General features: G+C 46.0%; 29 protein-coding genes. 17 read left to right on the top strand and 12 right to left on the bottom strand.

Going from position 1 to position 24170, the window contains the following annotated elements:
- Positions 1-45: 45 nt before the first annotated feature.
- Positions 46-2661 (bottom strand): PAS domain-containing sensor histidine kinase, encoded by a 2616-nt coding sequence (locus tag EWM62_RS04455; protein WP_129875456.1) that lies wholly within the window; start codon positions 2659-2661, stop codon positions 46-48.
- A 391-nt stretch (positions 2662-3052) separates the two neighbouring features.
- Here EWM62_RS04455 and kaiC point away from each other — a divergent pair, with 391 nt between their 5' ends.
- From kaiC to EWM62_RS04430, 5 genes are all read left to right on the top strand, one after another.
- Positions 3053-4804 (top strand): circadian clock protein KaiC, encoded by a 1752-nt coding sequence (gene kaiC, locus EWM62_RS04450; protein ID WP_129875455.1) that lies wholly within the window; start codon positions 3053-3055, stop codon positions 4802-4804.
- On the top strand, positions 4804-5094 hold the full coding sequence (locus EWM62_RS04445; RefSeq protein ID WP_129875454.1) for a circadian clock KaiB family protein: 291 nt from the start codon (positions 4804-4806) through the stop codon (positions 5092-5094). Before kaiC ends, EWM62_RS04445 begins: the two co-directional genes overlap by 1 nt.
- An 18-nt stretch (positions 5095-5112) precedes the next feature.
- On the top strand, positions 5113-5439 hold the full coding sequence (locus EWM62_RS04440; RefSeq protein WP_129875453.1) for a circadian clock KaiB family protein: 327 nt from the start codon (positions 5113-5115) through the stop codon (positions 5437-5439).
- A 3-nt stretch (positions 5440-5442) separates the two neighbouring features.
- Complete coding sequence (locus EWM62_RS04435; RefSeq protein WP_129875452.1) at positions 5443-7089, top strand: PAS domain-containing sensor histidine kinase; 1647 nt, start codon at positions 5443-5445, stop codon at positions 7087-7089.
- Between the two features lie 76 nt (positions 7090-7165).
- The gene (locus EWM62_RS04430; protein ID WP_238989279.1) at positions 7166-7960 is read left to right on the top strand and encodes an enoyl-CoA hydratase/isomerase family protein; all 795 of its coding nucleotides are present in this window, start codon (positions 7166-7168) and stop codon (positions 7958-7960) included.
- 76 nt (positions 7961-8036) lie between these two features.
- Here the strand turns inward: EWM62_RS04430 and EWM62_RS04425 are convergent, their stop codons facing one another.
- The 3 genes from EWM62_RS04425 to EWM62_RS04415 all read right to left on the bottom strand — a co-directional run bounded on the left by EWM62_RS04425 (position 8037) and on the right by EWM62_RS04415 (position 9679).
- On the bottom strand, positions 8037-8372 hold the full coding sequence (locus EWM62_RS04425; protein ID WP_129875451.1) for a hypothetical protein: 336 nt from the start codon (positions 8370-8372) through the stop codon (positions 8037-8039).
- Between the two features lie 94 nt (positions 8373-8466).
- The gene (locus EWM62_RS04420; RefSeq protein ID WP_162499774.1) at positions 8467-8760 is read right to left on the bottom strand and encodes a chaperone modulator CbpM; all 294 of its coding nucleotides are present in this window, start codon (positions 8758-8760) and stop codon (positions 8467-8469) included.
- Positions 8761-8764: 4 nt separating this feature from the next.
- A complete protein-coding gene (locus EWM62_RS04415) occupies positions 8765-9679 on the bottom strand; it encodes a DnaJ C-terminal domain-containing protein (protein WP_129875449.1) in 915 nt (304 codons plus the stop codon).
- Positions 9680-9797: 118 nt separating this feature from the next.
- Between EWM62_RS04415 and EWM62_RS04410 the strand changes: the two genes are divergently transcribed.
- From EWM62_RS04410 to EWM62_RS04390, 5 genes are all read left to right on the top strand, one after another.
- A complete protein-coding gene (locus EWM62_RS04410; protein WP_129875448.1) occupies positions 9798-10877 on the top strand; it encodes an acyltransferase in 1080 nt (359 codons plus the stop codon).
- A gap of 140 nt (positions 10878-11017) precedes the next feature.
- A complete protein-coding gene (locus tag EWM62_RS04405) occupies positions 11018-11353 on the top strand; it encodes a cupin domain-containing protein (protein ID WP_129875447.1) in 336 nt (111 codons plus the stop codon).
- Positions 11354-11406: 53 nt separating this feature from the next.
- Positions 11407-11916: a GNAT family N-acetyltransferase gene (locus EWM62_RS04400; protein WP_129875446.1), complete on the top strand. Its 510-nt coding sequence runs from the start codon at positions 11407-11409 to the stop codon at positions 11914-11916.
- Positions 11917-12182: 266 nt separating this feature from the next.
- Complete coding sequence (locus EWM62_RS04395) at positions 12183-12542, top strand: DUF1493 family protein (RefSeq protein WP_129875445.1); 360 nt, start codon at positions 12183-12185, stop codon at positions 12540-12542.
- A gap of 50 nt (positions 12543-12592) precedes the next feature.
- Positions 12593-14575 carry a glycoside hydrolase family 97 protein gene (locus EWM62_RS04390; protein WP_129875444.1) on the top strand — a complete coding sequence of 661 codons (1983 nt, stop codon included), beginning with the start codon at positions 12593-12595 and terminating at the stop codon, positions 14573-14575.
- A gap of 20 nt (positions 14576-14595) precedes the next feature.
- Here the strand turns inward: EWM62_RS04390 and EWM62_RS04385 are convergent, their stop codons facing one another.
- On the bottom strand, positions 14596-15153 hold the full coding sequence (locus EWM62_RS04385; RefSeq protein WP_129875443.1) for a YdeI/OmpD-associated family protein: 558 nt from the start codon (positions 15151-15153) through the stop codon (positions 14596-14598).
- A gap of 155 nt (positions 15154-15308) precedes the next feature.
- Here EWM62_RS04385 and EWM62_RS04380 point away from each other — a divergent pair, with 155 nt between their 5' ends.
- Entirely contained in the window at positions 15309-16508 is a 1200-nt protein-coding gene (locus EWM62_RS04380; protein ID WP_129875442.1) for an ROK family protein, read from the top strand.
- A gap of 52 nt (positions 16509-16560) precedes the next feature.
- The gene (locus EWM62_RS04375; protein WP_129875441.1) at positions 16561-16917 is read left to right on the top strand and encodes a hypothetical protein; all 357 of its coding nucleotides are present in this window, start codon (positions 16561-16563) and stop codon (positions 16915-16917) included.
- 75 nt (positions 16918-16992) lie between these two features.
- Here the strand turns inward: EWM62_RS04375 and EWM62_RS04370 are convergent, their stop codons facing one another.
- The 6 genes from EWM62_RS04370 to EWM62_RS04350 all read right to left on the bottom strand — a co-directional run bounded on the left by EWM62_RS04370 (position 16993) and on the right by EWM62_RS04350 (position 20410).
- Positions 16993-17793: an alpha/beta hydrolase gene (locus tag EWM62_RS04370; RefSeq protein WP_129875440.1), complete on the bottom strand. Its 801-nt coding sequence runs from the start codon at positions 17791-17793 to the stop codon at positions 16993-16995.
- 104 nt (positions 17794-17897) lie between these two features.
- Positions 17898-18557, bottom strand: a complete 660-nt coding sequence (locus tag EWM62_RS04365; protein ID WP_129875439.1) for an MBL fold metallo-hydrolase — start codon at positions 18555-18557, stop codon at positions 17898-17900.
- Positions 18558-18605: 48 nt separating this feature from the next.
- A complete protein-coding gene (locus tag EWM62_RS04360) occupies positions 18606-19250 on the bottom strand; it encodes an HAD family hydrolase (protein WP_129875438.1) in 645 nt (214 codons plus the stop codon).
- 61 nt (positions 19251-19311) lie between these two features.
- Positions 19312-19464, bottom strand: coding sequence for a hypothetical protein (locus tag EWM62_RS19205; RefSeq protein ID WP_162499773.1), 153 nt, complete (start codon positions 19462-19464; stop codon positions 19312-19314).
- Positions 19465-19635: 171 nt separating this feature from the next.
- Positions 19636-19839 carry a hypothetical protein gene (locus tag EWM62_RS04355; RefSeq protein WP_129875437.1) on the bottom strand — a complete coding sequence of 68 codons (204 nt, stop codon included), beginning with the start codon at positions 19837-19839 and terminating at the stop codon, positions 19636-19638.
- 88 nt (positions 19840-19927) lie between these two features.
- Entirely contained in the window at positions 19928-20410 is a 483-nt protein-coding gene (locus tag EWM62_RS04350) for a VOC family protein (protein ID WP_129875436.1), read from the bottom strand.
- 131 nt (positions 20411-20541) lie between these two features.
- Between EWM62_RS04350 and EWM62_RS04345 the strand changes: the two genes are divergently transcribed.
- The 3 genes from EWM62_RS04345 to EWM62_RS04340 all read left to right on the top strand — a co-directional run bounded on the left by EWM62_RS04345 (position 20542) and on the right by EWM62_RS04340 (position 21852).
- Positions 20542-21195 carry a Pr6Pr family membrane protein gene (locus EWM62_RS04345; protein WP_129875435.1) on the top strand — a complete coding sequence of 218 codons (654 nt, stop codon included), beginning with the start codon at positions 20542-20544 and terminating at the stop codon, positions 21193-21195.
- A 194-nt stretch (positions 21196-21389) separates the two neighbouring features.
- The gene (locus tag EWM62_RS19200) at positions 21390-21551 is read left to right on the top strand and encodes a hypothetical protein (protein WP_162499772.1); all 162 of its coding nucleotides are present in this window, start codon (positions 21390-21392) and stop codon (positions 21549-21551) included.
- 37 nt (positions 21552-21588) lie between these two features.
- Positions 21589-21852, top strand: a complete 264-nt coding sequence (locus EWM62_RS04340) for a hypothetical protein (protein ID WP_129875434.1) — start codon at positions 21589-21591, stop codon at positions 21850-21852.
- 50 nt (positions 21853-21902) lie between these two features.
- Here EWM62_RS04340 and EWM62_RS04335 read toward each other — a convergent pair whose 3' ends face one another.
- Positions 21903-22751 carry a glycoside hydrolase family 16 protein gene (locus tag EWM62_RS04335; RefSeq protein ID WP_129875433.1) on the bottom strand — a complete coding sequence of 283 codons (849 nt, stop codon included), beginning with the start codon at positions 22749-22751 and terminating at the stop codon, positions 21903-21905.
- Positions 22752-22856: 105 nt separating this feature from the next.
- On the opposite strand from EWM62_RS04335, the gene EWM62_RS04330 reads away from it, so the two are divergent.
- Together EWM62_RS04330 and EWM62_RS04325 are read left to right on the top strand one after the other, a co-directional pair.
- Complete coding sequence (locus tag EWM62_RS04330; protein ID WP_129875432.1) at positions 22857-23129, top strand: hypothetical protein; 273 nt, start codon at positions 22857-22859, stop codon at positions 23127-23129.
- Positions 23078-24106, top strand: coding sequence for a metallophosphoesterase (locus tag EWM62_RS04325; protein ID WP_238989278.1), 1029 nt, complete (start codon positions 23078-23080; stop codon positions 24104-24106). The genes EWM62_RS04330 and EWM62_RS04325 overlap by 52 nt, the downstream gene beginning before the upstream one ends.
- Positions 24107-24170 lie beyond the last annotated feature (64 nt).

The following is a 24170-nucleotide window of genomic DNA, read 5'->3' as shown; positions in this document are numbered from 1 at the left end:
CCGTACTCAAGTTTAACTCGCCGTTAAAATTTTGTTTCGTTAATATTACGTTTCATTTGTAACAGGTAACGAAAAGCAAAAAACAGACCCTTTTCCTTCTGTGCTGTTTACCCACATTTTACCACCTTCGCGCCTGATTATCTCGTTAGAGATGTACAATCCAAGCCCCAAACCGGGGAAAGTATGCTGCTTGCTCCCACTTACGCGATAAAACTGTTCAAATACCTTTTCCTTTTTATCCTCGGGGATGCCGATGCCAAAATCTTCCACGCAAACGGTAACCATATTATCCTCGCGCTGGGTGCTGATGATGATGCGGTTGCTATGCGGCGAGTATTTAATGGCGTTAGTTATCAGGTTTGTCATTACCTGCCCAATGCGCTCCTTGTCAGCGTATATTTTGCCGGTTTCCCGGAAATCCATCACCAGGATATGCTTATTTGTGGTGTGCTGCAGGTCCTGCACGGTTTCCTGTATCGCCAGGTTAAAATCGAACCAGATTTTATTGAACAAGATACGGCCCGAGTTTATCTTGGTTACATCCAGCAGGTCGCCTATTAAATTGGTGAGGCGGTTTAGCTGCGCGTCCATTTTCATTACCATGGCGGCTTTCTTTTCCTCCCCTTCGCGGCTCAGCATAGCGCCAAGCACCTGGGCATAGGCTTTTATACTGGTTACCGGGGTTTTTAATTCGTGGCTGGCAATGCCCAAAAAATCATCTTTTTGGCGCTGCAATTGTTTTTGCTCGTCGATATCGGTATTGGTGCCAAACCAGCGTACAATTTCACCATCTAAAATAAAAGGCAGGGCGCGGGCAAGGTGCCATTTATACTCTCCGTTTTTATCGCGCAGCCTAAACTCGTACTGGTAAAGGCTACCCGTTTGCAGGGCTTCCATCCAAGTACTGATACACCCCTGTTCATCATCGGGATGTACGTTGCTAAGCCACTTAGCGCCAATAATATCGTCCATAGGCAATCCGAAGAAATCGACGGTTTGCTGGTTCACGTAATCCAGTTCGCCGTCGGTGGTGGCTGTCCATAGCTGTACCGGCATAAAATCGGTCACAAATTCAAACTGCTTTATCTGGTCGTTAAGCTCGCCGTTTTTTAGTTGCAGCTCAATATCGGTAATGGTTTTTTCAGTAACATCTGTACAGGCGCCTATGTAGCCCATAAACTGGCCCGCATGGTTATATTGCGGGTGGCCTGTAGCAATACACCACCTGATCTCTCCATTTTTACGGCGGATCCTGAAGTCGACCTCGTAAGGCTGCTGCAATTTCAGGTCTTCCAGGAATTTTTCTGCCACGCGGTGCCTGTCTTCGGGTAAAATAAAAGCCAGCCAGCCTTTACCCAAAATCTCTTCGTTTGATTGTCCTGTCCATGTCGTCCAGGTTTTATTGGCGTAGATTATCATCCCCTTATCGTCCGACATCCAAAGCGCTGCAGGGGCGGCGCTGGTTATATTTTGCAGCAGGTGTTCGCTATCAATAAGCGCTTGTTTGCCGGCAATTTCGGCGCGCAGGTCGCGGGCAATGGTTGCCCTGCCCTGCGTATTCCCCCCGGGGCCGTAAATGTACATGGATGTGCCGTAAACAGGGATAGCCCCGCCGGTTTTAAAGTGTTTATATAAGATCTGGCCGCTCCATTTACCATGCTTTTCCAGCGACCGGTTCACCCCTTTATTAAGTTTTTCCATTTCGCCCGGCATAATAAACGCCGAGTTATGCGGCAATGCATCCCCATCATCCAGCCCAACCATTTTACGGCCAACAGCGTTTACGTAGGTAACATTGCCGTCGATATCCGAAAGGCTGATAAAATCCGACGTATTATCTATCAGGGTTACCAGTTTGCGCTGCTCTTCTTTATCCCTTACCTCGTTCGACATATCCAGCGTGGTGCCTGCAAAGCGTATGCAGTTGCCCTTATCATCAAAATAAGCCTTGCCCTTGCTGCGCAGCCAGCGCACCTGTTTATTTGCCGGGTCAATAATCCTGAAGGTCTCGTCATAAACGCCGCCCCCCTGCGGGTTAAGCGCTTCACTCACTTTTTCCTCTATTCTTAAAAGATCATCAGGATGGATGTGGGTTAACACGTCGCTGTACATGGTAACCTCGCCTTTGGCAAAGCCATGCAGCGTGTTACAGCGGTCGTCCCAGGTTACGGTTTCGCTTGTGGGGTCCATATCCCAGGCCCCCAGTTCGGCCGAATCAAGCGCAAAGCGCGAACGTTCTTCGGCTTCGGCCAGTTTTTGGCGGGTAAGTACCAGTTCGGTAACATCTTCGGCAGTATTCAATATCCCCCATACCCGGCCTTCATCATCCTTAAGGGGTTTATATATAAAATTAAAGTAAAAGGTTTGCAGCCGCCCGCCCGATAAAAGGTCGACCCGTTCTGCGTGGGCTTCATAAGACACGCCGGTTTCAAAAACGTTGTCGAGGATATCACAAAAAGGCTGGCTTTCCAACTCGGGTAAAGCCTGCCTGAAGGTTTTACCAATAACAGACCTGTCCCTGTCCCAAACCTTTAATATGGCATCGTTAGCTAAGGTTATTACAATATCGCGCCCTACATATAACCCTACAGGCGATGGCGACTGATCTATGATCGTTTTAAAAAGATTTTCGTTTTGTATAGGATAGCTGTAATTTTCCATTCCCCGGGTAGAAAAACATAGTAAATATACGGCAATAAATATTGGGCTAAAAAGCTTATTTGGCCATAATGCAATGCAATAATAATTTTTATGTTTGATTAATGCTAATCTGTAATATCCTCAAAAGAATGGCTCAATAAAACGCCATTAATATAACATGGGTAATTTAAATGAATGTTAATTATTTTATTTAAGGATTATAGTTTACGGCAGGAAATGTAAATAAAATGTTATAATCCAAACAAATACAATTTTACGTAGTTAAGCCGGAATAATTTTAGAAGATATATTAAATTATAATTGAGTAAGTTAGGCCTATAACAGTCAATTAGTATTGCTTAGTAAGGTATAATTTATACTTTTATGAAACTATTGAAAAATTTTAGATTGCATGAGTAAATCTCAAAAAAAGAAAGAACCTGTACTTTACGGCACTTTACCAAAGGCGCTTACCGGTATTACAGGGCTTGATGAAATAACCGGTGGCGGTTTACCACTTGGACGCCCTACACTAATATGCGGCGAAGCCGGCTGCGGTAAAACACTAATGTCGATAGAGTTTATCGTACGCGGCGCCGTGCAATATAACGAGCCCGGTGTATTTGTGGCTTTCGAAGAGAAATCAGATGAACTGGCCATGAATGTGGCATCGTTAGGCTTTGACCTTAAAAAGCTACAAGCCGAGAATAAACTAAAAATTGACCACGTACACATTGACCGCAGCGAGATAGAAGAAACCGGCGAGTATGACCTTGAGGGGTTGTTTATACGCTTAGGTTACGCCATTGACAGCATCGGCGCCAAGCGCGTAGTGCTGGATACATTGGAGAACTTATTCTCAGGTTTGGATAACCAGGCGGTTTTACGTACCGAACTGCGGAGGCTTTTCACCTGGCTTAAAGAAAAAGGTGTAACAGCCATCATCACCGGCGAACGCGGCGAAGGATCGTTAACCCGCCAGGGATTGGAAGAATACGTATCTGATTGTGTGATATTGCTGGATAACCGCGTGGTAAACCAGATAACTACCCGCCGCTTGCGTGTTATAAAATATCGTGGCACGGTGCACGGCACAAACGAATATCCGTTCCTGATTGATGAAGACGGCATATCGGTACTTCCTGTTACATCGCTTAAGATGGCCAATAAGGTATCTACCGATAGGGTATCAACCGGTGTGTCGGGTTTAGATAATATGCTTGGTGGGAAAGGCTTGTACCGCGGCGGCAGCGTACTGGTATCGGGCACAGCCGGCACGGGCAAAACAAGTTTGGCGGCATCTTTTGCCAACGAGGCCTGTAACCGCAAGGAAAAGTGTGTTTACTTCGCGATGGAAGAATCGCCGAACCAGATCATCCGTAATATCCGTTCGATAGGCATCGACCTGCAAAAACATGTAGATAGCGGCTTGCTTTACTTTAACGCATCAAGGCCAAATTTATACGGGTTAGAGATGCACCTGGTGGCCATGCACAAATGCATAAAACAATATAAGCCAAGCGTGGTTATCATCGATCCTATCACCAACTTCATCAACATCGGGTCGGTAAGTGAGGTAAAGAACATGCTGGTGCGCATGATAGACTTTTTACAGGAGGAGCAGATCTCGGTAATGTTTACCGCCCTATCCTTAAATACCATTGTAAACGAACAAACAGACGAGGGGGTATCATCATTGGTAGATGCCTGGATCCTGGTGCGCGATATCGAATTTAACGGCGAACGCAACCGCGGCTTATACGTGATGAAATCGCGCGGGATGAAACACTCTAACCAGGTTCGCGAGTTTATCATTACCGATACCGGCCTGCAACTCGTTGATGTATATTTAGGCCCCGACGGTATCCTTACCGGATCGGCCCGCGAGCAGCAAATGCTGCTCGAACGAACAGGTGAGGCTATCCGTAGCAGCGCTGTAAACCGTAAAGACAGGGAAATTATCCGCAAACGCAAAGTACTTGAGGCTAAAATTGCCAGCCTGCATACTGAGTTTGAATCGGTTGAGGAAGAGTTGAACAAGGTGTACCTGGAAGAAGAACTAAAAAAAGAAATATTAAATAAAAACCGCGAGGAAGTGATGAGGATGCGCAGGGGCGAAACCGCGGAGAATAAAGAAAAAACCAAAACATCCCGTAAAAAATAATGGTAAAGCGAATTGATAAAAAGTGGGAGCTTAGGCTATATGTGGCAGGTAAAACACCGAAATCTGTAGCCGCGCTTACCAACCTGAAAAAATATTGCGAAGAGCATTTAAAGGGGCAGTACCGTATAGAAGTAATTGACCTGTTAGAACAACCGCAGTTGGCCGAGGGCGACCAGATCCTGGCCATACCAACACTGGTAAGGAAAGTACCTGAACCTATCCGTAAAATAATTGGTGACCTTTCTAACGAAGAAAAGGTATTGGTTGGCTTAAACATTAGGCCGGCTTAATTGTACTAACAGGTAATTATGGCCGATAAGAACGAGGGTTTGAACAAAAAAAATAACGATACTGCGGCCGGGGCTTATGTATTGCGCTTATTTATAACGGGAGCGTCCCCTAACTCTATCCGCGCGGTAGAGAACGTAAAATCTATTTGCGAGAAATACCTGAACGGTAATTACGAGCTTGAAGTTATCGATATCCATCAGCAGCCCGAACTTGCCGAGGGAGAAGATGTAATAGCCGTACCCCTCATGATCAAAAAAGCCCCCTATCCCGAACGCAGGATGATTGGCGATATGAGTGATACCCACAGGGTTTTAAAGGGGCTTGGCCTGGCAAATAACAGTTAAATTATGGAGCAGCAGAATCATTCGGAAGAAATTCAGGAACTGCGCTTTCAACTGGAAGAAGCGCAGGAAACCATAAACGCCATACGCACCGGGCAGGTTGATGCCCTGGTAGTAAAAGACACCGACGGCCACCAGTTGTATACGCTAAAAACAGCGGACCAAACTTACCGCGTTTTTATTGAGAAAATGAGCGAGGGCGCGGTTACCATTAACCGCGATGGCATTATACTTTATTGTAATACCCGCTTTGCCGTAATGGCAAACACCCCGCTCGAAAAAGCCATTGGCGCCCCCCTTGAAACCTTTGTACCTGCCGGGTCAAAAGATAGCCTTGAAAAAATTATAAACAACGGCTGGGAGGAAGATTGCCGGCAGGAAATTTTATTAAAAGATGGCGACGGTAAGGATATGCATTGCCTTTTCTCGTGCAATACCATTGAGCTGGATACCGGCGCGGCCCTTAGCATCATTATTACCGACCTGAGCGTTTTAAAAGATACCGAGAAACAATTACAACAGCGTAACGAGCAGCTGGAAGAATCGCGGGCCAATACAGAGAAACTGAACAACACGTTAGAAGCAACCGTAAAAGAGCGCACACACGACCTGGTAATAAGCCGTGAGCACTTTAAGCTGCTTACTAACAACATTGTACAAATGACCTGGACCAACCTGCCCGATGGTAATGTAAACTCTTACAACCAGCGCTGGTACGATTACACAGGTAAAGATTTTGAAACTACCGGGGGCTTTGGCTGGAAGGAACTGGTACACCCCGAAGACCTGGAAGAAACCGCTAAAAAGTATTACGCTTCATTAGAGAGCGGTGAGATGTTTGAGGTAGAGAACCGCTACCGCCGGCACGATGGTGTTTATCGCTGGCACCTTAACCGTTCCCGTCCGTTGAGGAATGATGCGGGCGAGATCATTTTTTGGGTAGGCACCGCTACCGACATTGAGGACCAGAAACGCGAAATGGACCGCAAGGACGAATTTATAGGAATTGCCAGCCACGAGCTTAAAACCCCTTTAACCAGTTTAAAGGGCTATCTGCAGCTTATTGAAGGTTATAAACAGGAAGAATTGCCACCCACTGTTAAGCAATATATTGGCAAAGCAGGGGTATCTATCAATAAGCTGCAAAGCCTTATTAACGACCTGCTTGATGTAAGTAAGATAAAAGCAGGCCGGTTGGAGTATGCTTTGGCTGATGTAAATATTACCGACCTGGTGAACCAATGTATAGAGAATGCCGAGCATGTATTCCCTTCCTATCAATTCGAAAAGCAAATAGCCGGTAACTACATTGTAAAAGGGAATACCGAACGCCTTGAACAGGTGTTGATGAACCTGCTGAACAACGCTGTAAAATATTCGCAAACTAATAAAACGGTTATCATTGCTGTACAAGAGCGTGATAATAACGTACGGATTTCTGTTACCGACCGGGGTATAGGTTTATCAAAAGACCAGCAAAGCCGCATATTCGAGCGCTTTTACCGGGTAGAAGATAAAAAGAACATGACCAGCGGCTTAGGCATGGGGCTATACATCTCACACGAGATCATTAGCAACCATAATGGCACCATCGGTGTTGAAAGCGAAGCCGGCCAAGGCTCTACCTTCTATTTTGAACTGCCGCTGGTTTAACTACGTACTATACATACGCCGAATATAAATATCATTTTTCCCGGTTTGCAGGCTCGTAAAATTTACGGATATTGCCATGCATTTATCTCAATCGCACATCATGACCGATAGCCAAAACGGAAACGTTGTTATTAACACCAGCCCCGATGGTATTGCCACTATAGGCTTTTACCACCCCGCGCAAAACTCGCTTCCGGCCCACTTGCTGCGGGCCCTTACCGACAAAATAAACGAAGCCAGCGCCAACGCGCAAACCAAAGTAATTGTATTGGAAAGCGCCGGCGAACGCACGTTTTGCGCCGGTGCCAGTTTTGATGAACTGCTGCAGATAAAAGATAAGGAAGCCGGGGCCGTATTCTTTTCAGGGTTTGCCAATGTGGTAAATGCCTGCCGTAAATCGCCCAAGATCATTATAGCCCGTATACAGGGCAAAGCTGTTGGCGGTGGTGTAGGCCTTGCCGCCGGCGCCGATTATTGCCTGGCTACCGAGGCTGCATCTATCAAGCTAAGCGAACTTGCTATTGGTATCGGGCCGTTTGTAATATCACCTGCGGTGATTCGCAAAATAGGGCTGCCTGCCTTTTCGCAATTAACCATCCGCGCGGTCGATTTCCAGTCGGCGCAATGGGCTATGCAGAAAGGGCTATATAACGAGGTTTACGCTGATATAAAGCAACTGGACGAAGCCCTGGATATGTTGACCCACAAACTTGCATCGTATCACCCACAGGCGCTTATAGGCCTTAAACAAATTCTTTGGGAAGGCACCGAAGACTGGGACCAGCTATTAACAGAACGCGCAGCCATCAGCGGCGAACTGGTTTTATCAGAATTTACGCAGCAGGCATTAAATGGTTTTTTGAAGAAATAAGCCCGGCAATAGCGTTAACAGCAAAAAACCCTCCCGACGATCGTCTAGAGGGCTTTTTATTTATATATCGAGGGGATTAGTGCCTTCCGTGACCATGGCCGTGACCATGACCCGGGCCTCTGCCATGACCGGGATTTCCGCGGTAGTAATGTTTGTTATAAACCACATGGCGGCGATAAACCGGGCGTTCGTAATAACGGGTGTGGTAAACCGGGCGTGCGTAGTAACGTGTTGCATATACCGGGCGCTCGTAATAAACTACACGCTGGTAGTCGTCGTAATAATAAGGCCTTTCAACATATCTTACGGGGTGGCCTAAATTTATTCCTATACCTACACTAACCTGCGCTTTTGCAAGCTGCATGCTAAAGGTTAATACTAATGCAATTATCGAAATTTTAATGATCTTCATGGTAGTGAATTTTAATTAACAATTATCGTTCATTTGTATCTATGACACGATAACTGTACCAGGGTTTAATAAAAATCCACCTTTTTTTGAAACACTATCCTTCGTAAACCCGCAGTTTACTCCTTAAAACACTCATTTCCTGCTGCATATCCTCCAGTTTTTGCAGCAAATTATTTATGGTTGCAATGCCCGGTTCGTTTATCTCCAGCTCGTTATGCAGGCGTACCAGCTGCTCCAGTTTCCGGATCTCGTCAACAGGGATGCAATTGGTTTTGTTAACGGTTGTTATCTTCACCAGCCCGGCATCGGCCAGGTAATCAACAAAGGTGTATTCCACATTGTGGTACACACAAAAATCGGTTACGGTTATCAAATTTTCGGTTCTCATAGGTTTATGATTTAGCCAGTTCTTCAAATAACTCTTTTTGCTTTGCGGTAAGCGTGGCCGGCAGTTGCACATTATAGGTTAGGTACAGGTCGCCAAACTGACCATCCTTTTTATATAACGGTACGCCTTTGCCCTTTAGTTTTACTTTGGTGCCCGGCTGTGTACCCGGCGCCACTTTTAACTTCACCTTGCCGGTTAGGGTATCGGCGGTAATTTCGCCGCCCAAAACTGCGGTGTACAGGTCAAGATCAATAGTGCGGTACAGGTCGTTGCCCACACGTTTAAATTCGGGGTCGTCGGGGATGGAAAAGGTGATGTACAGGTCGCCCGCGGGCGCGCCGGTACTGCCCGCGCCGCCATGCCCGGTAATTTTGATGGTTTGCCCGTTCTCTATCCCCGCAGGGATGGTAAGGCGGATGTTTTTACCGTTAACGGTAATGGTTTGCTTTTTCGATTCCAGTATATCGCGCAGGTTTAGCTGCAACTGGGCGTTCATATCCTGCCCCCTATATCGTGCCTGCTGCCTGCCGCCACCGCTGCCCGGAGGCCCGCCGCCAAACATCGAATTAAAAAATTCGGAGAAATCGCCACCGCCCCCGCCAAAGTCGAACCCACCAAAGCCCTGTGCGCCACCACCGCCACCGTAGCTCCGCTGCTGGCTTTGCTGCCTGGCCTGCTGTTCGTACGCTTCGCTGTGCTGCCAGTTTTCGCCATATTTATCATATTTCTTTCGTTTTTCGGGGTCGCTTAAAACCTCATTGGCCTCGTTGGCCAGCTTAAATTGCTTTTCGGCCTCGGGGTTGTTGGGGTTAAGGTCGGGGTGGTGTTTACGGGCAAGCTTGCGGTACGCGCTTTTAATTTCTTTTTCAGATGCGCCTTTGTTTACGCCCAGGATCTTATAGTAATCAATAAATGCCATAGCTTATTACAATGTATTGTTAAAACGCCTAAGTGTGGGCTAAGTTTTAAATCGCTGTATAATTTACGTGTGTTTTACATAAATTACGGCACTAATTAATTAAAACCCAGTAGCCCTCATGAGCACCACGAATTTAGCTTTTAAAAGTAGCCCCACCGCATATTTAAACGTACTAAGAATATTTGCCTGCCTGATGGTGCTTACCGTACACTCGGGCGAGTTCTTTTACATTGGCGCGGGCGGCAGCATCGTTCGCGAAAACCATGTTTGGGTTAACAATTACGGCAGCTTTATGCGGGCATGTGTACCGCTTTTTGTGATGATATCGGGTTACTTACTGCTGCCGATAAAAGAAGCGCCGGGCATATTTTACAAACGCAGGTTTACAAGGTTGCTTATCCCTTTTTTAATATGGAGCGCTATGTACGCCATTGTGCCTTACCTGTTGGGTGCCGTTACGCTTAACCAGGCCATCAAAAACTTTGTAACCATACCCGTTAATTTTAACGATAACGACGGCCACCTATGGTACGTGTACATGCTGATAGGGCTTTACCTGTTTATCCCGGTGCTATCGCCGTGGATCCAAACGGCTTCCAAGCAATTTAAGCTTGGCTTTTTGGCCATATGGGCGGTAACACTGTGCATCCCATACATCCACACTGTTTACCCCGAGGTACTGGGCGAAGCATTCTGGAACAAATATTCGGCCGGGCATTATTTTTCGGGCTACATCGGCTACCTGGTGCTTGGCCATTACGTAAAAGAATATGTAAGCTTGTCGAAAACAAGCGGTTTTGTAATTGGGTTGGTGCTGCTTGTTATAGGTTATGCTATTACCAACCTTGTTTTTGCCCACCAGCTGCCCTTTGCGAAGGATCTGCCCGAACTGGAGTTATCATGGGCATTCCCAACCATAAACGTTGCCTTAATGACGCTGGGGCTGTTTCTGATGTTCCGCGTTATCACGTTTAAAAGCGCGGCAGCAGAAAGCTTTTTTGCCAAAGTATCCGGCCTTACCTATGGCATGTACCTGGCGCACATATTAGTGCTTAACCAGTTGTATCCTATCATCAACAACTGGCTGCAAAGCGTGGTGCTGGTGATACCGGTACTGGCCATTTGTACGTTTATTGTAACCTATATTTTAATAAAGCTTTTATCGTATTTACCTGGGAGCAAGTATATCGTTGGATAACCGGGATGAAGAGATTTTTGCGATTTAATGGATTTTTTTGGCGTTGCCTGCGGCCGGGCTATCCACTCATACTGCACAGGCTTTAGCCACGAGGCCGGTATCCGTTTCTATCCCTAACGCATTTTTACTAATTTACACTCATGAATACCAACATCTACCAACAATTCGCCGATATAAAAACCAAAGAAATTGCCCCCGGCTTTTTCTCCAAACTGATCCATACCGAAAACAACACCATCAACTTTATCGAGGTGGCAGCCGGTAATACGGTGCCCGACCATGCACACATCCACGAGCAATGCTCTTTTGTTATCGAAGGGCAGTTTCAGCTTACCGTTAACGGCGAGGTGCGGGTACTGGATGCAGGTACTTTTGCCGTTATCCCGCCAAATGTGCGACACAGCGGTTTAGCCATAACCGATTGTAAGCTGATAGATATATTTAGCCCGGTGAGGGAAGATTACAGGAATTTGTAATTAACAGCATAGTTCGGTTATTGCCATTTACCACGATTTTATAAATTTGCGGCATGTCTGTTACCATAGCAACCCTTACCGATGTACCCGAGCTTGTTGTGCTCATCAACTCCGCCTATCGTGGCGAAAGCTCAAAAAAAGGCTGGACCACCGAGGCAAACCTCATCAGCGGGCAGCGCATAGATGCCGAAGGCGTTGCTGAGCAAATAAACGACCCGGAAGCCATCATCCTTAAAAACACCAACGACGACGGCCTGATAACCGGCTGCGTGTACCTGCAAAAACAAGGCGAAAAAGTTTACCTGGGCATGCTTACCGTATCGCCCGAACTGCAGGCCGGGGGCCTTGGCCGCAAACTTTTAGAAGCCGCGGAGGATCATGTACGCAGCATTAATTACCACACCATTGTGATGACGGTTATTACCACCCGTACCGAACTGCTGGAGTGGTACTACAGGCGCGGCTACACTAAAACGGGCGAAGTAATCCCATTAAAGATCACAGAACGCAACGGCATATTGAACCAACCTGTTGACATGTTTAGGTTGGAGAAGAAGATCTAATTTATCAAGCAAGGGGCCGTGCGATCCGATAGCTATCGAATCCTTCCAACCGGAAGGTGCAGGAAGGGGTTTAGCCGCTTTGCAAACCCCTCCTCCAAAGGAGTCCTTCGGACCTGCCACCGCTCAACCAACCGCACCCTTCCCCAGGGAAGGAATAGGAATGGTTAATAAAAGTTAAAATTTTTCGATTTAAAAAGCCTTTTATTATTTTTATCCTGCAACGCCGGGCAAAAAGCGGTGTCCTTTAAAAACTATTAAGGCATTGTATGGAGCAAATTCAACCGCAGTTAAAAAATTTTATAATTGATTACTGTAACCGGTATAAAGTTTACCGGGTTGACCCAACGTTACTTAACGCGGATACCAGCATTGACCTGGACCTGGATATTTACGATATAGAGATAGACCTTTTCCTGACCGAATTTTCAGAACATTTTAACATCGACAGATCTAAGTTCAGCTGGTATAAATACGGTTACCCAAAAGGTTCTGCCAGGGTACGTATGCTAAAGCTGATGTTTGGCTACAAGCGCCCCTGGGTTAAAAAACTGGCCGGATATTGCTATAAACCGAAGTTTAAAGTGGCTGTATTAAACCAGGCTTTACAAAACGGCAGGCTGGTGTAAAACCGGGTAAAATTATTTACTTTTAGATATCGCCCATTAATCTAAAAGAGATGCCTGCTTTAATAAAAAATTTCCTGCTGTTGTTTTTGCTGATACCGGCTATCGTTTTGGCAAAAGGCCCCGTCAGTATTACGTCGCCCGATAAAAACATCAATTTTAAACTCAGCACTGATAAGGCCGGCTTATTTTATAGCATTACCTATAAAAAATTTCTTTTAGCCGATAATTCCCGGCTCAATATCAGCTTTAAACAAGGTGGTATCTTTAATAACAATTTAACTTTATCGCCTGCAAAAACCGCTAAGCTGACTGAAGATTACGAACTGATAACCGGCAAAGCAAGTAAAGTACACAGCGAATGCAACCGTATTATACTACCCGTTACGGAGCAAAGCGGCGCAAAACGCAGGCTCAATATCGAGGTGCGGGTGTTTAATGATGGCGTGGCTTTCAGGTATGTATTACCGGCGCAAAATAACCTGCAAAGTGTGGATATAACCGACGAGGTTAACACCTTCAATTTTAAGCAAGACCCAAAAGTAACCGCACTTATCTTACCCAATTACACCTCTTCGCACGAGGGTGTGTACACCAAAACTACCCTCAGTAAATTGCAGGCCGATACATTAATGGATATGCCCGTGCTGTTTGAATTTACCAATGGCATACACATAGCCGTTACCGAAGCCGCGCTGCACGATTATGCGGGGATGTATCTTATTAAACATAACAATGTTATCGAAACCCGCTTGTCGCCCCTGCCAGGCCAGCCCGATATTAAAGTTAAGGCCAAATTGCCGCACCAAAGCCCGTGGCGGGTAATGATGATAAGCGACCGTATAGGCGCGCTCATCGAATCGAACATACTAACTAACCTTGCCGAACCTAATAAGATCAAAGATGTTTCGTGGATAAAACCGGGCACAACCACCTTCCCCTGGTGGAATGGTAACGTAGTACCCGATACCATAAACGCGCCGGGCAATAATTACGTAACTAATATGTATTACGTTGATTTTTGCGCCAGAAATAACATCACCTATCACTCGGTAGTGGAGTATGGCCTGCACGAATGGTATGTGAACGATGGGGCGGGTTTTCAGCCCGGCCCAAATGCCGACCCGTCGCGCGCGGTGCCCGGCCTTGATATGCAGCAACTATGCGATTCGGCGGCTAAGCGTGGTGTAGGCATACGGGTTTGGGTGCATTTTTACGCCTTATATCCAAAGTTGGAACAAACTTTTGCGCAGTACGAAAAATGGGGCATAAAAGGTTTGATGTGCGATTTTATGGACCGCGACGACCAGCAAATGGTAAACATGCAGGAAGAAGTATTGGCTTGCGCCGCAAAGCATAAGCTGCACATACAGTTCCATGGGGCATATAAACCAACCGGCAACAACCGCACCTGGCCAAACGAACTTACCCGCGAGGGCACACTGAATTACGAAAACGATAAATGGGGCAACCGCGTTACGCCCGATAATGATATTGACATACCGTTTACCCGCCTGCTGGCCGGCGCTACAGATTATCACTTAGGTGGTTTCCGGGCCGCTACACCTCAAAACTTCAGGACCCAGTATACACGGCCTATGGTACAGGGTACACGCTGCCATATGCTGGGCATGTACGTGGTATTGGAAAGCGCCCTGGGCATGGTTTGCGATTACCCTGATGCATATACCGGCCAGCCCGGTTTTGAATTTTTGAAGGAAGTGCCTACCACCTGGGACGAAACCCGCGTGCTGGATGCAAAAGCGAGCGAATATATTGCCATAGCACGCCGCAAGGGCAGCAACTGGTATATCGGTGCTATAACCAACCATTCGTCGCGCAAGCTAAATACAACTTTGGATTTTTTAGGTGATGAAACTTATATGGCCGAAATATACAGCGACGCCCCTGATGCAGATAAAGATGCTAACCACCTGGTTAAAGAAGTTAAGCAGGTAAATAAACAAACCACCTTAAACATGCTGCTGGCGCCCGGCGGCGGGCAGGTGGTACATTTGTATCCTTTAAGGCGATAGCCGTACAAATCTCAGCGCATCTACGCAACCCTCTCCCCCTTTTCACTTGCTGCTATTAACGTTGCAAGCCTGCTTAGTTGAGTTTTCTCCTGCTTGGCGGTCATTATCCTGTAGATGAGCTGTTTTTTATACCAGGGCGCCTGCGCCATAAAAAACTCCCATGCTTTTTTATTGGCTTTAAATTGCTTTTCGTACCCGGACTTTAATTCGATTGCCTCGTTCTCGAAACTGTAAATGGCCGATCTGCTTTCCTGCCGCTTGGCATACGCTGCCAGCCCGGCCGGCTGCATCAGGCCTTTGGCGGTTAGGTCTGCTACTTTTTTGATGTTTACGGCGCTCCATATACTGCTTGCTTTGCGTGGTGTAAAGCGGATGCTGTAACTTTCGGTACCTATGGACCTGCGCACACCGTCTATCCAGCCAAAGCACAGGGCTTCGTCTACCGATTGCGGCCAGGTAATGCTGGGTTTGCCGCTGCCTGTTTTATAGAAACCTACCAATAGTTCGGTTTCCTGATGAGCGTGTGCCTGCAGCCAGGTTCTAAAATCGGCCGGTGTTTTAAAAAAGCGGGGTTCCATAAAGCTAATATACAATCAACCATGATACAACACCACCGATGCACGCATTAAATTTAAATTTTAAAAAGTTTTTCAACTTATTGTAGTTTACTGCATTATTTATAATTTTATAGCAGAAAATATACCCCAACTATTTAAAGGCAAGCAGATACTTAATGGAAATAAAAAGCACGGGAGTAAAAAGCGGATGGTTAAAAAATATGATCATTAAAAGGTTATATTTTGATAAAGCGATGTCGTGCGCGGGATTAAGCCAGCTTTTTGATAAAAGCATCCCATCGATAGCCAAGGCTATAAACGAGTTGATCAAAGAAGGTTTTGTGATCGAGCAGGGTTACGCACCTTCAAGCGGCGGCCGGCGCCCCCTAATGTATGCCATTAACACCAATGCCATGTTTATACTGGCAGTAGCTATGGACCAGCTATCGGCACGCATCCAGCTTATCGACCTTAACAATAACCCTGTTGCCGAAATGGCAACGGTAGAGCTTAAGCTGCATAATAACGACGACGCGCTGCCGCAGCTCATCAGTCATTTAAATAATTATGTTGAAGAAAGCGGTATAGCCAAAAAGAAAATAGCCGGTATTGGTATAGGCATGCCCGGCTTTATAAACGCGGTTGAAGGTATTAACTATACCTACCTTGATGCCGGCGGCGAAAGCCTGAGCAAATACATCGCTAAAGAAACCGGTATCACTACTTATATTGATAACGACAGCAGCCTGATAGCCCTTGCCGAGCAAAAGTTTGGCATTGCGCGCTCGCAACAGGAAGTAATGGTGATAAACCTGGGCTGGGGTATTGGCCTGGGGATGATCATCGACGGGAAGATCTTTCGCGGGTATAATGGCTTCGCGGGCGAGTTGAGCCACATCCCCTTATCAGATAACGGCGCTTTATGCGTTTGCGGCAAGCGCGGCTGCCTGGAAGCCGAAGCATCTATGCTGGTAGTAGCCGAAAAGGCCGAGGAAGGCATCAAAAAAGGGCGTGTAACCAGCCTTAAACCGCACAACGGCCAATCAAAATTAATGGGCGAAGACCTGATGGAAGCCGCCAACCAGGGCGACCAGTTTGCTATAGAACTGCTTACCGATGCCGGTTATAAAATTGGCAAGGCGCTGGCTATCCTTATACATATCATGAACCCGGCCAACATTGTACTAAGCGGCCGCGGCGCTAAAGTTGGCAAAATATTGATGGCCCCGATACAACAGGCCCTGCATAAATATTGTATCCCGCGCCTTTCATCGGGTACCGAGCTGCTGATATCGTCATTGGGCTTTGATGCCGAACTGATAGGCGCCGCCGTATTGGTTATGGAGAACTTTGATAAAGAAGAACGGGCGAAGTAGTTTGATGAAAAGTGAGGGTTGAATTGCTGTAATGAAGGCTTAAATTTAATATATGATCAGGAACATATCATCAGTTGTAGCAGGGTATTCAATATTCGCGGTTAGCTCGGCTATGCTGTTTATTTTAACGGGGCATAAGCCACATGGCGAGGCCACGATAACATTTAAAATAGCAACAGCAGTTTACGGCATGGTCTTCTCGGTTTTGGCAGGTTTTGTTTTGCAATTGATAGCCACGCAAAAAACGCTTATGTTAAACTACATTTTGGCTGCGGTGATATTTGGTTTTGCCGCCATATCGCTGGCAACAGCATCGGGCACACATTGGACACAATTGTTCGCCATGTTTATCTTCGCGCCGGTATCGGTTTTGGGTGGATATTTAAAACTTAGGGGTGTTGGGGATTAAAAATCAACCCACAAAAAAACTCCCATGCGCCACACACCGGCACATGGGAGTACATCACCCTGCTTAAAAATATGATCAATTTGCCTCGATATGGTTGGCATTGTATTTAAGGGTTTCGTGTTGGTCCAGCCATTCGGCAATATAAGCGGCAACTTCCTGCCAGCCTTCCTGCCCGCAGATCCAATGGCCGCGACCGGCAAATTCTTTGTAATCTGATATACTTACCTCATCATCGTAAGCTTCGGCGTTGCGTTTGCAAAGTTCGGCGGGTATTATCTCATCCTTTTCGGCACCTATAAACAATAGTGGTGAGTGCGGCATTTCGGTATCTATTTCGCCATCATCGCCCATGCAATCGCGCAGTACGTTGCGGCTGTCGTGGGTAGCGGTTTCTTCAAAGGCTACCCTGGTATCTTCCATACTCATGGTGTTGCAAAACGACTCGTGGAAGCTTTCCAAATCGGTATAAAATGGTTCGTTGCCTTTAAAAGGATTGGCAATAAGGGCGCTGTTCTTCATAAAGCCCCAGTCAAAAGCCAGCATAGCATTGGGCGCTACCGAACTGATAGGCACACCCAGATCTGCAAGCCCCTTAGCAACCATCAGCTGCACTATCAGCCCGCCTACCGAGTGGCCTATTAAAATAGGCGGCTCGTCCTGTACGCGTATCAATGCTTCAATGTTCTCTGTAATGTTCGCCAGGTGAAGGTCGCCCAAACCTTCGGGTGGGTAGTTGCGCAGGTCTTCGGGCTCGCCTTCGTGTTTTGGCCAGGCAGGCGCAATGCAGTTGTAGCCCCTGTCGGTAAAATAGGCAACCCATTTATCCCAGCTTTTTGGGTTTTGGAACATCCCGTGGATGAAGATGATAGTTTTCATAAGTAGTTTAGTTTCAATAAACTCCCCCAAAAACATACCAAAGGTTTAATAAATTACCCAAAAGGAAAATATTTAGCACTCCTAAAAGTTTAACTAATTGTTTATCAAATGCTTACACTATGGCCTAATTTGTATATGCGATGAAAATTGATACCTGTTTTGCTAAAATGCTTGATATAATTTTCGTAACGCTGCTCAATAAAAAAGTCTTTCGCGTAGCCGTCATGTACGGGCAAGATATGTTTAGGCTTCACGGCGTCGGCAAAACCGGCTATGCGCAGTTCGTTAGCAAAGGGCGCCATAGTAACCAGTAAAAGCAGTTCGATACCGGTATATTTAGTAAGTTTATCCTCCATCGAATCAACAGGGTGAAGCACTTTATCGTTGATGATAAAGCCCGTCATTTGCGGGATGGGGTTGTCCAGCAGCGGCTCGTGCTGTACCGGGAAGGCCTCTAACTTAAACGGGCCTATGTTGTAAATACCTTCTTCCACCGGGCTATATTGCAAGCCTTCCTTTTGGATAGCGGTACCTACTTCCGTGTTGGTATAAATATTCGCATTGCTTAGCGCGATTATTTTTTTAAGGTTTGGAGTGTCGAGGTGGTCGGGATGGATATGGGTGATGATAATACTGTCCACATCGGCAAACATTTGTGGGGTAACTGCCCCATCCGCAAAGCTGAATTTCCCGGGGTCGAACAATAGTTTGTACCCATCCAGCTCGAAAACCAGGCAGGAGTGTAAGTATTTGGTGATCTTCATAGTATAGTGCTGATACAAATAAACTTACCGCACTGTAAAAAAGTTTGCCTAAAGCAACTCTTTTAGTTCTTCAAAACTATTAATGGTGGCAACCTGCCCGTCCGCTACAGTCCCAAACCCATAGGCTGCAAAAATGAACGGTACGCCAGCTTTAGTTGCCGATGCGTAATCGCCGGTGGTGTCGCCTACGTAAACAGGGTGCAAAAGGTGATGGTCGGTAACAATATCCTTAATGTTATCGGCCTTTGGGTTGCCTTTGGTGCCGTAACATTGATGCGCCAAAAAATAAGGGTGCATGTTATGCAGGTTTAAAAACAGTTCGATATAGCCGCTTTGGCAATTGCTTACTATGTAAAGCTTATACTTTTTGCCCAGGTAAGTAAGTGTTTCGGCAAGCTTAGGGTAAAGCGTACCGCCTTGTTTGTGCAGTATCTCCAGTTCGGCAACCGAGCACAGGTGCTGCACCTCGGCGCGTTGTTCAGTGCTTAATGTCGGGAACAGCGTTTCGAAGATCTTATCGTAGGTCATCCCGGTGATAGACTGTACGCGTTCGCGCGTCATTATCTCGTGGCTCATATAAGGGGCTTGCGCAAGCGCGGTTTGCCATGCCCGGGTAATGGTATCGGTGCTATCCCAAAGGGTACCGTCAAGGTCGAAAATTATACTGTCGAATTTATCTTTTAAGCTGTCCATTGCTGCGTTTTGTGCCGCAAAAGTAGCAGATTATTTTTTTTGGATGGTCGGCTAAAGGTAATTAGTATAGCGGGAACTGCCCAAAAGTGAATATGGCCGACATTACCGGAACAGCTAATAATAAAAACACCCTTGCCTGTTCTGTTTTGTCAGATTCGCCTTTTATAATTACGTGGTTTATATCGGTTAATATGGTTTTTATCGCGTTTTTCATGGTAAACATATTTAAATTGTGATTTATGTTTATGTGACCATGCCGGATTTGAAAGGTTTAAAGGATCGGTAATTGTAAAACAGATGTTACGAATGTCAGTCTGAGCTTGTCGAAGACTTAGCAACGCGGCTAATGGTTCGACAGGCTCGCTATAATAGTTTAGTATGTTACCTACTCCTTCTCGTACAACACCGTATTATGAATATTCCAGTCTTCAATATCAATAAGGCCGGGTTTGGTTTGGTAGTGGGTATCATCATTGGGGCACTTCACTACATAGCCACTATTTTCAATTAGCGCTATAATAGGGCGTGCCCCGCAGGTTTTGCAGGTTTTACAATAGATAGATTTGGGTATTGTTACATAGCCCTTCATAACATGATATACGCAGTTTTACTCCTGCTGGTTGTAGGTTTAAATGAAAACAGTTTGCCCGCGGGCGTTTAACTTTTATTACCGGAAATTACTTAGCGTCGTTTATTTCTATCCAATAACCATCCGGGTCCTGAATGTAAACCTGCGAAACACCATCAACACGATGCTCCACCTGGTTAGGTACGCCTTTCCAGTTAGAATACGGAATGTTTTTTTGCTTTAGCAGCGCAATAAATGGGGAGATAGCAGGTACGCTAAAGCAAATATGATCGGCGATAAGTTTTGGCGCGGTTGAGCACCCGGCTTGTATTACATGCATGGCAATATTGGGGGCTATGCTATACCACGTATGCACGGTATCTTTAAATGGGTTGGGTATTATTTTTAAGTTTAAAACAGATGTATAAAACTCATTGCTCTTTTTTAGGTCTTTTGAGCAAAGGGCAACATGGTTAAAACCTGTTTTGGCTGCAGTTTGCGCATTGCTTAGCAACGGAGAGCCTAATAAAAGCAAAGCCGCCACAGCAAAGGCGCCGTTTTTTAATGATTTAAATTGGATACGATTTAACATTTCAGGGATTGTTAATACGTGTTAAATATACACTTTGCAAAATAGTTTGATAAATTTTTCAAATAATTAATTGTAAAAATTACAAATATACTTACCTCCAATATTGTATTTTTATTAAAACCCCCAATACGATGAATAGTTTATCCGCCAAAAACAACGCAATTATTACTTTTAGCGCGTTAATTGCTTTAATTACCTGGTTCGCGCTGATACTGCAGTTTTATTTATCAATGACGGCTTATATGGCGCAGGGCCGTACGGTGGGCGGCGCGCTGGTAGAGTTTTTTACCTATTTTACCATACTGTGTAATATACTTACTGCCACAACGCTTACTGCTGTGGCTTTGCAGGGCTTTAACAAGAGCTTTTTTACTAAGCCGGGCGTTTTAACCGCGGCTGCGGTTTACATAAGTATTGTTTGCCTGGTTTATAATATCGCGTTAAGGGGCATTGCCCATCCCGTTGGCTGGGGCCGCGCTGCCGATGAACTGCTGCATGCCATTTGCCCGCCGTTGTTTGTGCTTTTTTGGATCATCAGCGTGCCCAAACCGGGCATTAGTTTCAAACATGCTTTTAGCTGGCTGTGGTACCCTTTCTTTTACCTGGTGTATGTACTGATCAGGGGGGCGTTGTGCGCACGTTACCCCTATTTTTTCCTGGAAGCTGATAAGCTGGGTTACCCTAAAGTGTTTTTTAATATTATTATACTGATGCTGGTTTTCCTGGCCTTTAGTATGCTGTATGTTTGGATAGCCCGGATAATTGCAAGGCGGGCAGCTGCGTAGCGGTGGCAAACAGCAGTACTGCCGGCCTGCTGGTAGCTATTATTTATCCATTTATCCTAATTTTCTGCAAACCAAATAATTACAAAATTTCTTTTGTAACGTTTTTATTGATGTTTATTGCCGTATTAAACTTTGCTGTAGTGCACAAGTTTAACTTATAACAAACAGCAATTAAAAAATTAAAACATAAGATCATGAAAAAGGAAATAGTAAGATTGTTGGCGCTGTTGATATTTGGCGCGGCAGCATTATCAAGTTGTTCAATTGAAAATCATCGCGGAAGGTATAATAACGACCGTTATCATCACGGCCGCCATTACGACCGTGACCATAATGATCATAACCGCGGCTATTAATTAACAGTAAGCACAACATACACATAACATATATACCATGAAAATTTTAAAAGTATTAGCCGTTGCCGTTTTGGCCACATTTGCCGTTGAAGGTGCAAAAGCACAGGTAGTAGTAAGCGCACATATTGGTACCCCGCCCCCACCACCCGTACGAACCGTAGTTGTGGAAAGGCCGGTTGAACGCCGCGTAGTAGTGGTGAACAGGTACCGCAGCCGCCCGCGTTATCGCCGTGCAGTAGTTGTTGCCAGGCCGGTATATTATCGCCCTCATCACAGGCGCGTGGTTGTAAGGCACTACTAATCAATATAAAAAGCGAAAGGCCTTCCTTATTAACAGGAAGGCCTTATTTGTTATTTGGTTACCAGCACCCAGTCTATATAAACCTTAGCGTTGCCGGTTTTTATTTTGTTAACCGATGCCTGCGATAAACCGTAGTACGGCTTATCAACCTTATTTACCGAATTTGGATAGCCGCCGCCCAGCGCAAAGTTCAATATCAAAAACTTAGGGTTATCAAAAGCCCATTTGCCATATTTTTGGGCCATTTGTTTGGTGGCGGTATAGGTTACTTTACCATCCACCTTAAAAGTGATGCTGTTTGCCGTCCAATCTACGCTGTAGGTATGCCATTGGGTGGCGTTGATACCCGAAGGGAAAGCTGCCCGGTAAACCAGCGGCGTATTACCAAAGTAGCCCGGCCCGTGCAGGGCGTGGCTTACCCAGGTGGCATCGCCAACGGTTTCCATAATGTCGATCTCGCCGCAATCGGGCCATTTGCCGTTGCCCAGCGCCCAAAAGGCGGGCCACATGCCGCCACCGCCGGTAACCTTCATTCGTGCCGATGCACTGCCATAGGTAAACATCATTTTATCGCGCGTGTTTATCCTGCCCGATACAAAATCGTATTTTTTACCTTCGGCACTGGTATGTCCGGGTTTATACAATGCTTTTAAAACAAGCGCCCCACGGGTAGCGCCTTCGGCTTTGCCGTTAATTGTGTATATGGTAGCTCCGTTATCTACATAAGCCTGCTGCTCGTCGTTAACGGTGTGGCCTGTAATTTCAACGTTCCATTTGTTGCGATCGAGCGTTTTGCCGCTAAAATCTTCAAAAAATACGGTATCCTTTTTCGGGGATTGCGCAATGCAGGCAGTAGAGGCCATTAACAAAGCGGATAAGAGGAATAAGCGTGGTTGCATGTAAGCTGATTTGATGGCTAAAAATAGGTAATAACCTGCAATCCTGTGTTTTTACAAACCAATTACCTTTCCTTTTTTATATTGCGGGCTAATGCCTGGCATCAAATGAAATTTTTAAAATTCTTTCTTATCATATCGGCTATAACCCTTTTAATGGACTGGTATGTTTTTAACGGCTTGCGCACCTTCACTGCCGACTGGCAATCCCGGCCGGCAAGGCAAGTGGTTACCCTTGGGTTCCTGGCAATATCGGTGGGGGTAACCGTTGTATTTCTGCTGGGGCTGGGCAGCATGAGCACCGCCCGCGGGATGACACCTTTCCACGAGTGGATGCTGAGCCTGTTCCTTACCTTTTTTATTACCAAGCTTTTTTTGTAATTGTACTCTCGCTTGGTGACCTGGGGCGCTTCCTGTATGGCATTGTGCACGCGGTAACTACCGACAGTAAAACCGGCGAAGCTTTTTTCCCCTCGCGCCGTAAGTTTATTACCGAAATTGCCATTTTGATAGCGGCTATTCCTTTTACGTCATTCTTTTACGCTATGCTTCGCGGCAAGTATGATTATAAGGTGCACCGGCAAACGATTTATTTTGACGACCTGCCCGATGCTTTTGACGGCTTCACCATTACGCAGCTGTCGGATATCCACTCGGGGAGTTTTGATAACGTTAAAGCCATGCAGCGGGGTATCGACCTGGCCAAAGCCCAAAAATCTGACCTGTTTGTTTTTACCGGCGACCTGGTTAACAACGCCGCATGGGAAATTGAGCAGTATATCGACCGTTTTGGAGCCATCAAAGCGCCATACGGTCAGTTTTCTATCCTGGGTAACCACGATTACGGAGATTACATCCATTGGGATACCGAGCAGGAAAAGCGTGCCAACCTGGCCAGACTAAAACAGCACCATGCCGACCTGGGTTACCGCCTGCTGCTTAACGAGAACGTGGTGCTTGAAAAAGGCGGACAAAAGATCTCGCTTATAGGTGTAGAAAACTGGGGCGAAGGTTTTATCCAGCTTGGCGATATTGATAAGGCCCTGAAAGGAGTTGATAAAGGTGCCTTTAAATTACTGCTCTCGCACGACCCAACCCATTGGCAAAAAATAGTGCGCCACCACCCTACCCATGTTCACCTTACCCTGGCAGGGCACACCCACGGCGCACAGTTTGGTGTAGAAGCCGCAGGACTAAAATGGAGCCCGGTAAAATACCGCTACCCGGATTGGGCCGGGCTTGCCAAACACGATAACCGCTACCTGTATATTAACCGGGGATTCGGCTTCCTGGCCTTTTCAGGCCGTTTAGGCATCTGGCCGGAAATTACGGTGTTAACATTGAAGAAGAAAGTTTGATTATAGAGGTTAGCTAATTAGAGATTATTTATCTAACATATTTGTAATCCTGAGGGGGGACTTA

This window comes from Mucilaginibacter terrigena, from assembly GCF_004168255.1.
Lineage (GTDB): Bacteria > Bacteroidota > Bacteroidia > Sphingobacteriales > Sphingobacteriaceae > Mucilaginibacter > Mucilaginibacter terrigena.
This window is presented reverse-complemented; position numbering and strand designations above follow the sequence as displayed.

What these genes read in the sequence shown, in the direction of transcription:
- EWM62_RS04350 (WP_129875436.1), bottom strand. Translation starts at nt 20,410, where the DNA reads ATGTTAAATCGTATCCAATTTAAATCATTAAAAAACGGCGCCTTTGCT.
- EWM62_RS04390 (WP_129875444.1), top strand. Translation starts at nt 12,593, where the DNA reads ATGCCTGCTTTAATAAAAAATTTCCTGCTGTTGTTTTTGCTGATACCG.
- EWM62_RS04370 (WP_129875440.1), bottom strand. Translation starts at nt 17,793, where the DNA reads ATGAAAACTATCATCTTCATCCACGGGATGTTCCAAAACCCAAAAAGC.
- EWM62_RS04435 (WP_129875452.1), top strand. Translation starts at nt 5,443, where the DNA reads ATGGAGCAGCAGAATCATTCGGAAGAAATTCAGGAACTGCGCTTTCAA.
- EWM62_RS04415 (WP_129875449.1), bottom strand. Translation starts at nt 9,679, where the DNA reads ATGGCATTTATTGATTACTATAAGATCCTGGGCGTAAACAAAGGCGCA.
- EWM62_RS04400 (WP_129875446.1), top strand. Translation starts at nt 11,407, where the DNA reads ATGTCTGTTACCATAGCAACCCTTACCGATGTACCCGAGCTTGTTGTG.
- EWM62_RS04445 (WP_129875454.1), top strand. Translation starts at nt 4,804, where the DNA reads ATGGTAAAGCGAATTGATAAAAAGTGGGAGCTTAGGCTATATGTGGCA.
- EWM62_RS04410 (WP_129875448.1), top strand. Translation starts at nt 9,798, where the DNA reads ATGAGCACCACGAATTTAGCTTTTAAAAGTAGCCCCACCGCATATTTA.
- kaiC (WP_129875455.1), top strand. Translation starts at nt 3,053, where the DNA reads ATGAGTAAATCTCAAAAAAAGAAAGAACCTGTACTTTACGGCACTTTA.
- EWM62_RS04355 (WP_129875437.1), bottom strand. Translation starts at nt 19,839, where the DNA reads ATGAAGGGCTATGTAACAATACCCAAATCTATCTATTGTAAAACCTGC.
- EWM62_RS04345 (WP_129875435.1), top strand. Translation starts at nt 20,542, where the DNA reads ATGAATAGTTTATCCGCCAAAAACAACGCAATTATTACTTTTAGCGCG.
- EWM62_RS04330 (WP_129875432.1), top strand. Translation starts at nt 22,857, where the DNA reads ATGAAATTTTTAAAATTCTTTCTTATCATATCGGCTATAACCCTTTTA.
- EWM62_RS04440 (WP_129875453.1), top strand. Translation starts at nt 5,113, where the DNA reads ATGGCCGATAAGAACGAGGGTTTGAACAAAAAAAATAACGATACTGCG.
- EWM62_RS04360 (WP_129875438.1), bottom strand. Translation starts at nt 19,250, where the DNA reads ATGGACAGCTTAAAAGATAAATTCGACAGTATAATTTTCGACCTTGAC.
- EWM62_RS04455 (WP_129875456.1), bottom strand. Translation starts at nt 2,661, where the DNA reads ATGGAAAATTACAGCTATCCTATACAAAACGAAAATCTTTTTAAAACG.
- EWM62_RS04395 (WP_129875445.1), top strand. Translation starts at nt 12,183, where the DNA reads ATGGAGCAAATTCAACCGCAGTTAAAAAATTTTATAATTGATTACTGT.
- EWM62_RS04385 (WP_129875443.1), bottom strand. Translation starts at nt 15,153, where the DNA reads ATGGAACCCCGCTTTTTTAAAACACCGGCCGATTTTAGAACCTGGCTG.
- EWM62_RS04425 (WP_129875451.1), bottom strand. Translation starts at nt 8,372, where the DNA reads ATGAAGATCATTAAAATTTCGATAATTGCATTAGTATTAACCTTTAGC.
- EWM62_RS04405 (WP_129875447.1), top strand. Translation starts at nt 11,018, where the DNA reads ATGAATACCAACATCTACCAACAATTCGCCGATATAAAAACCAAAGAA.
- EWM62_RS04420 (WP_162499774.1), bottom strand. Translation starts at nt 8,760, where the DNA reads ATGAGAACCGAAAATTTGATAACCGTAACCGATTTTTGTGTGTACCAC.
- EWM62_RS19205 (WP_162499773.1), bottom strand. Translation starts at nt 19,464, where the DNA reads ATGAAAAACGCGATAAAAACCATATTAACCGATATAAACCACGTAATT.
- EWM62_RS19200 (WP_162499772.1), top strand. Translation starts at nt 21,390, where the DNA reads ATGAAAAAGGAAATAGTAAGATTGTTGGCGCTGTTGATATTTGGCGCG.
- EWM62_RS04430 (WP_238989279.1), top strand. Translation starts at nt 7,166, where the DNA reads ATGCATTTATCTCAATCGCACATCATGACCGATAGCCAAAACGGAAAC.
- EWM62_RS04365 (WP_129875439.1), bottom strand. Translation starts at nt 18,557, where the DNA reads ATGAAGATCACCAAATACTTACACTCCTGCCTGGTTTTCGAGCTGGAT.
- EWM62_RS04340 (WP_129875434.1), top strand. Translation starts at nt 21,589, where the DNA reads ATGAAAATTTTAAAAGTATTAGCCGTTGCCGTTTTGGCCACATTTGCC.
- EWM62_RS04335 (WP_129875433.1), bottom strand. Translation starts at nt 22,751, where the DNA reads ATGCAACCACGCTTATTCCTCTTATCCGCTTTGTTAATGGCCTCTACT.
- EWM62_RS04380 (WP_129875442.1), top strand. Translation starts at nt 15,309, where the DNA reads ATGGAAATAAAAAGCACGGGAGTAAAAAGCGGATGGTTAAAAAATATG.
- EWM62_RS04375 (WP_129875441.1), top strand. Translation starts at nt 16,561, where the DNA reads ATGATCAGGAACATATCATCAGTTGTAGCAGGGTATTCAATATTCGCG.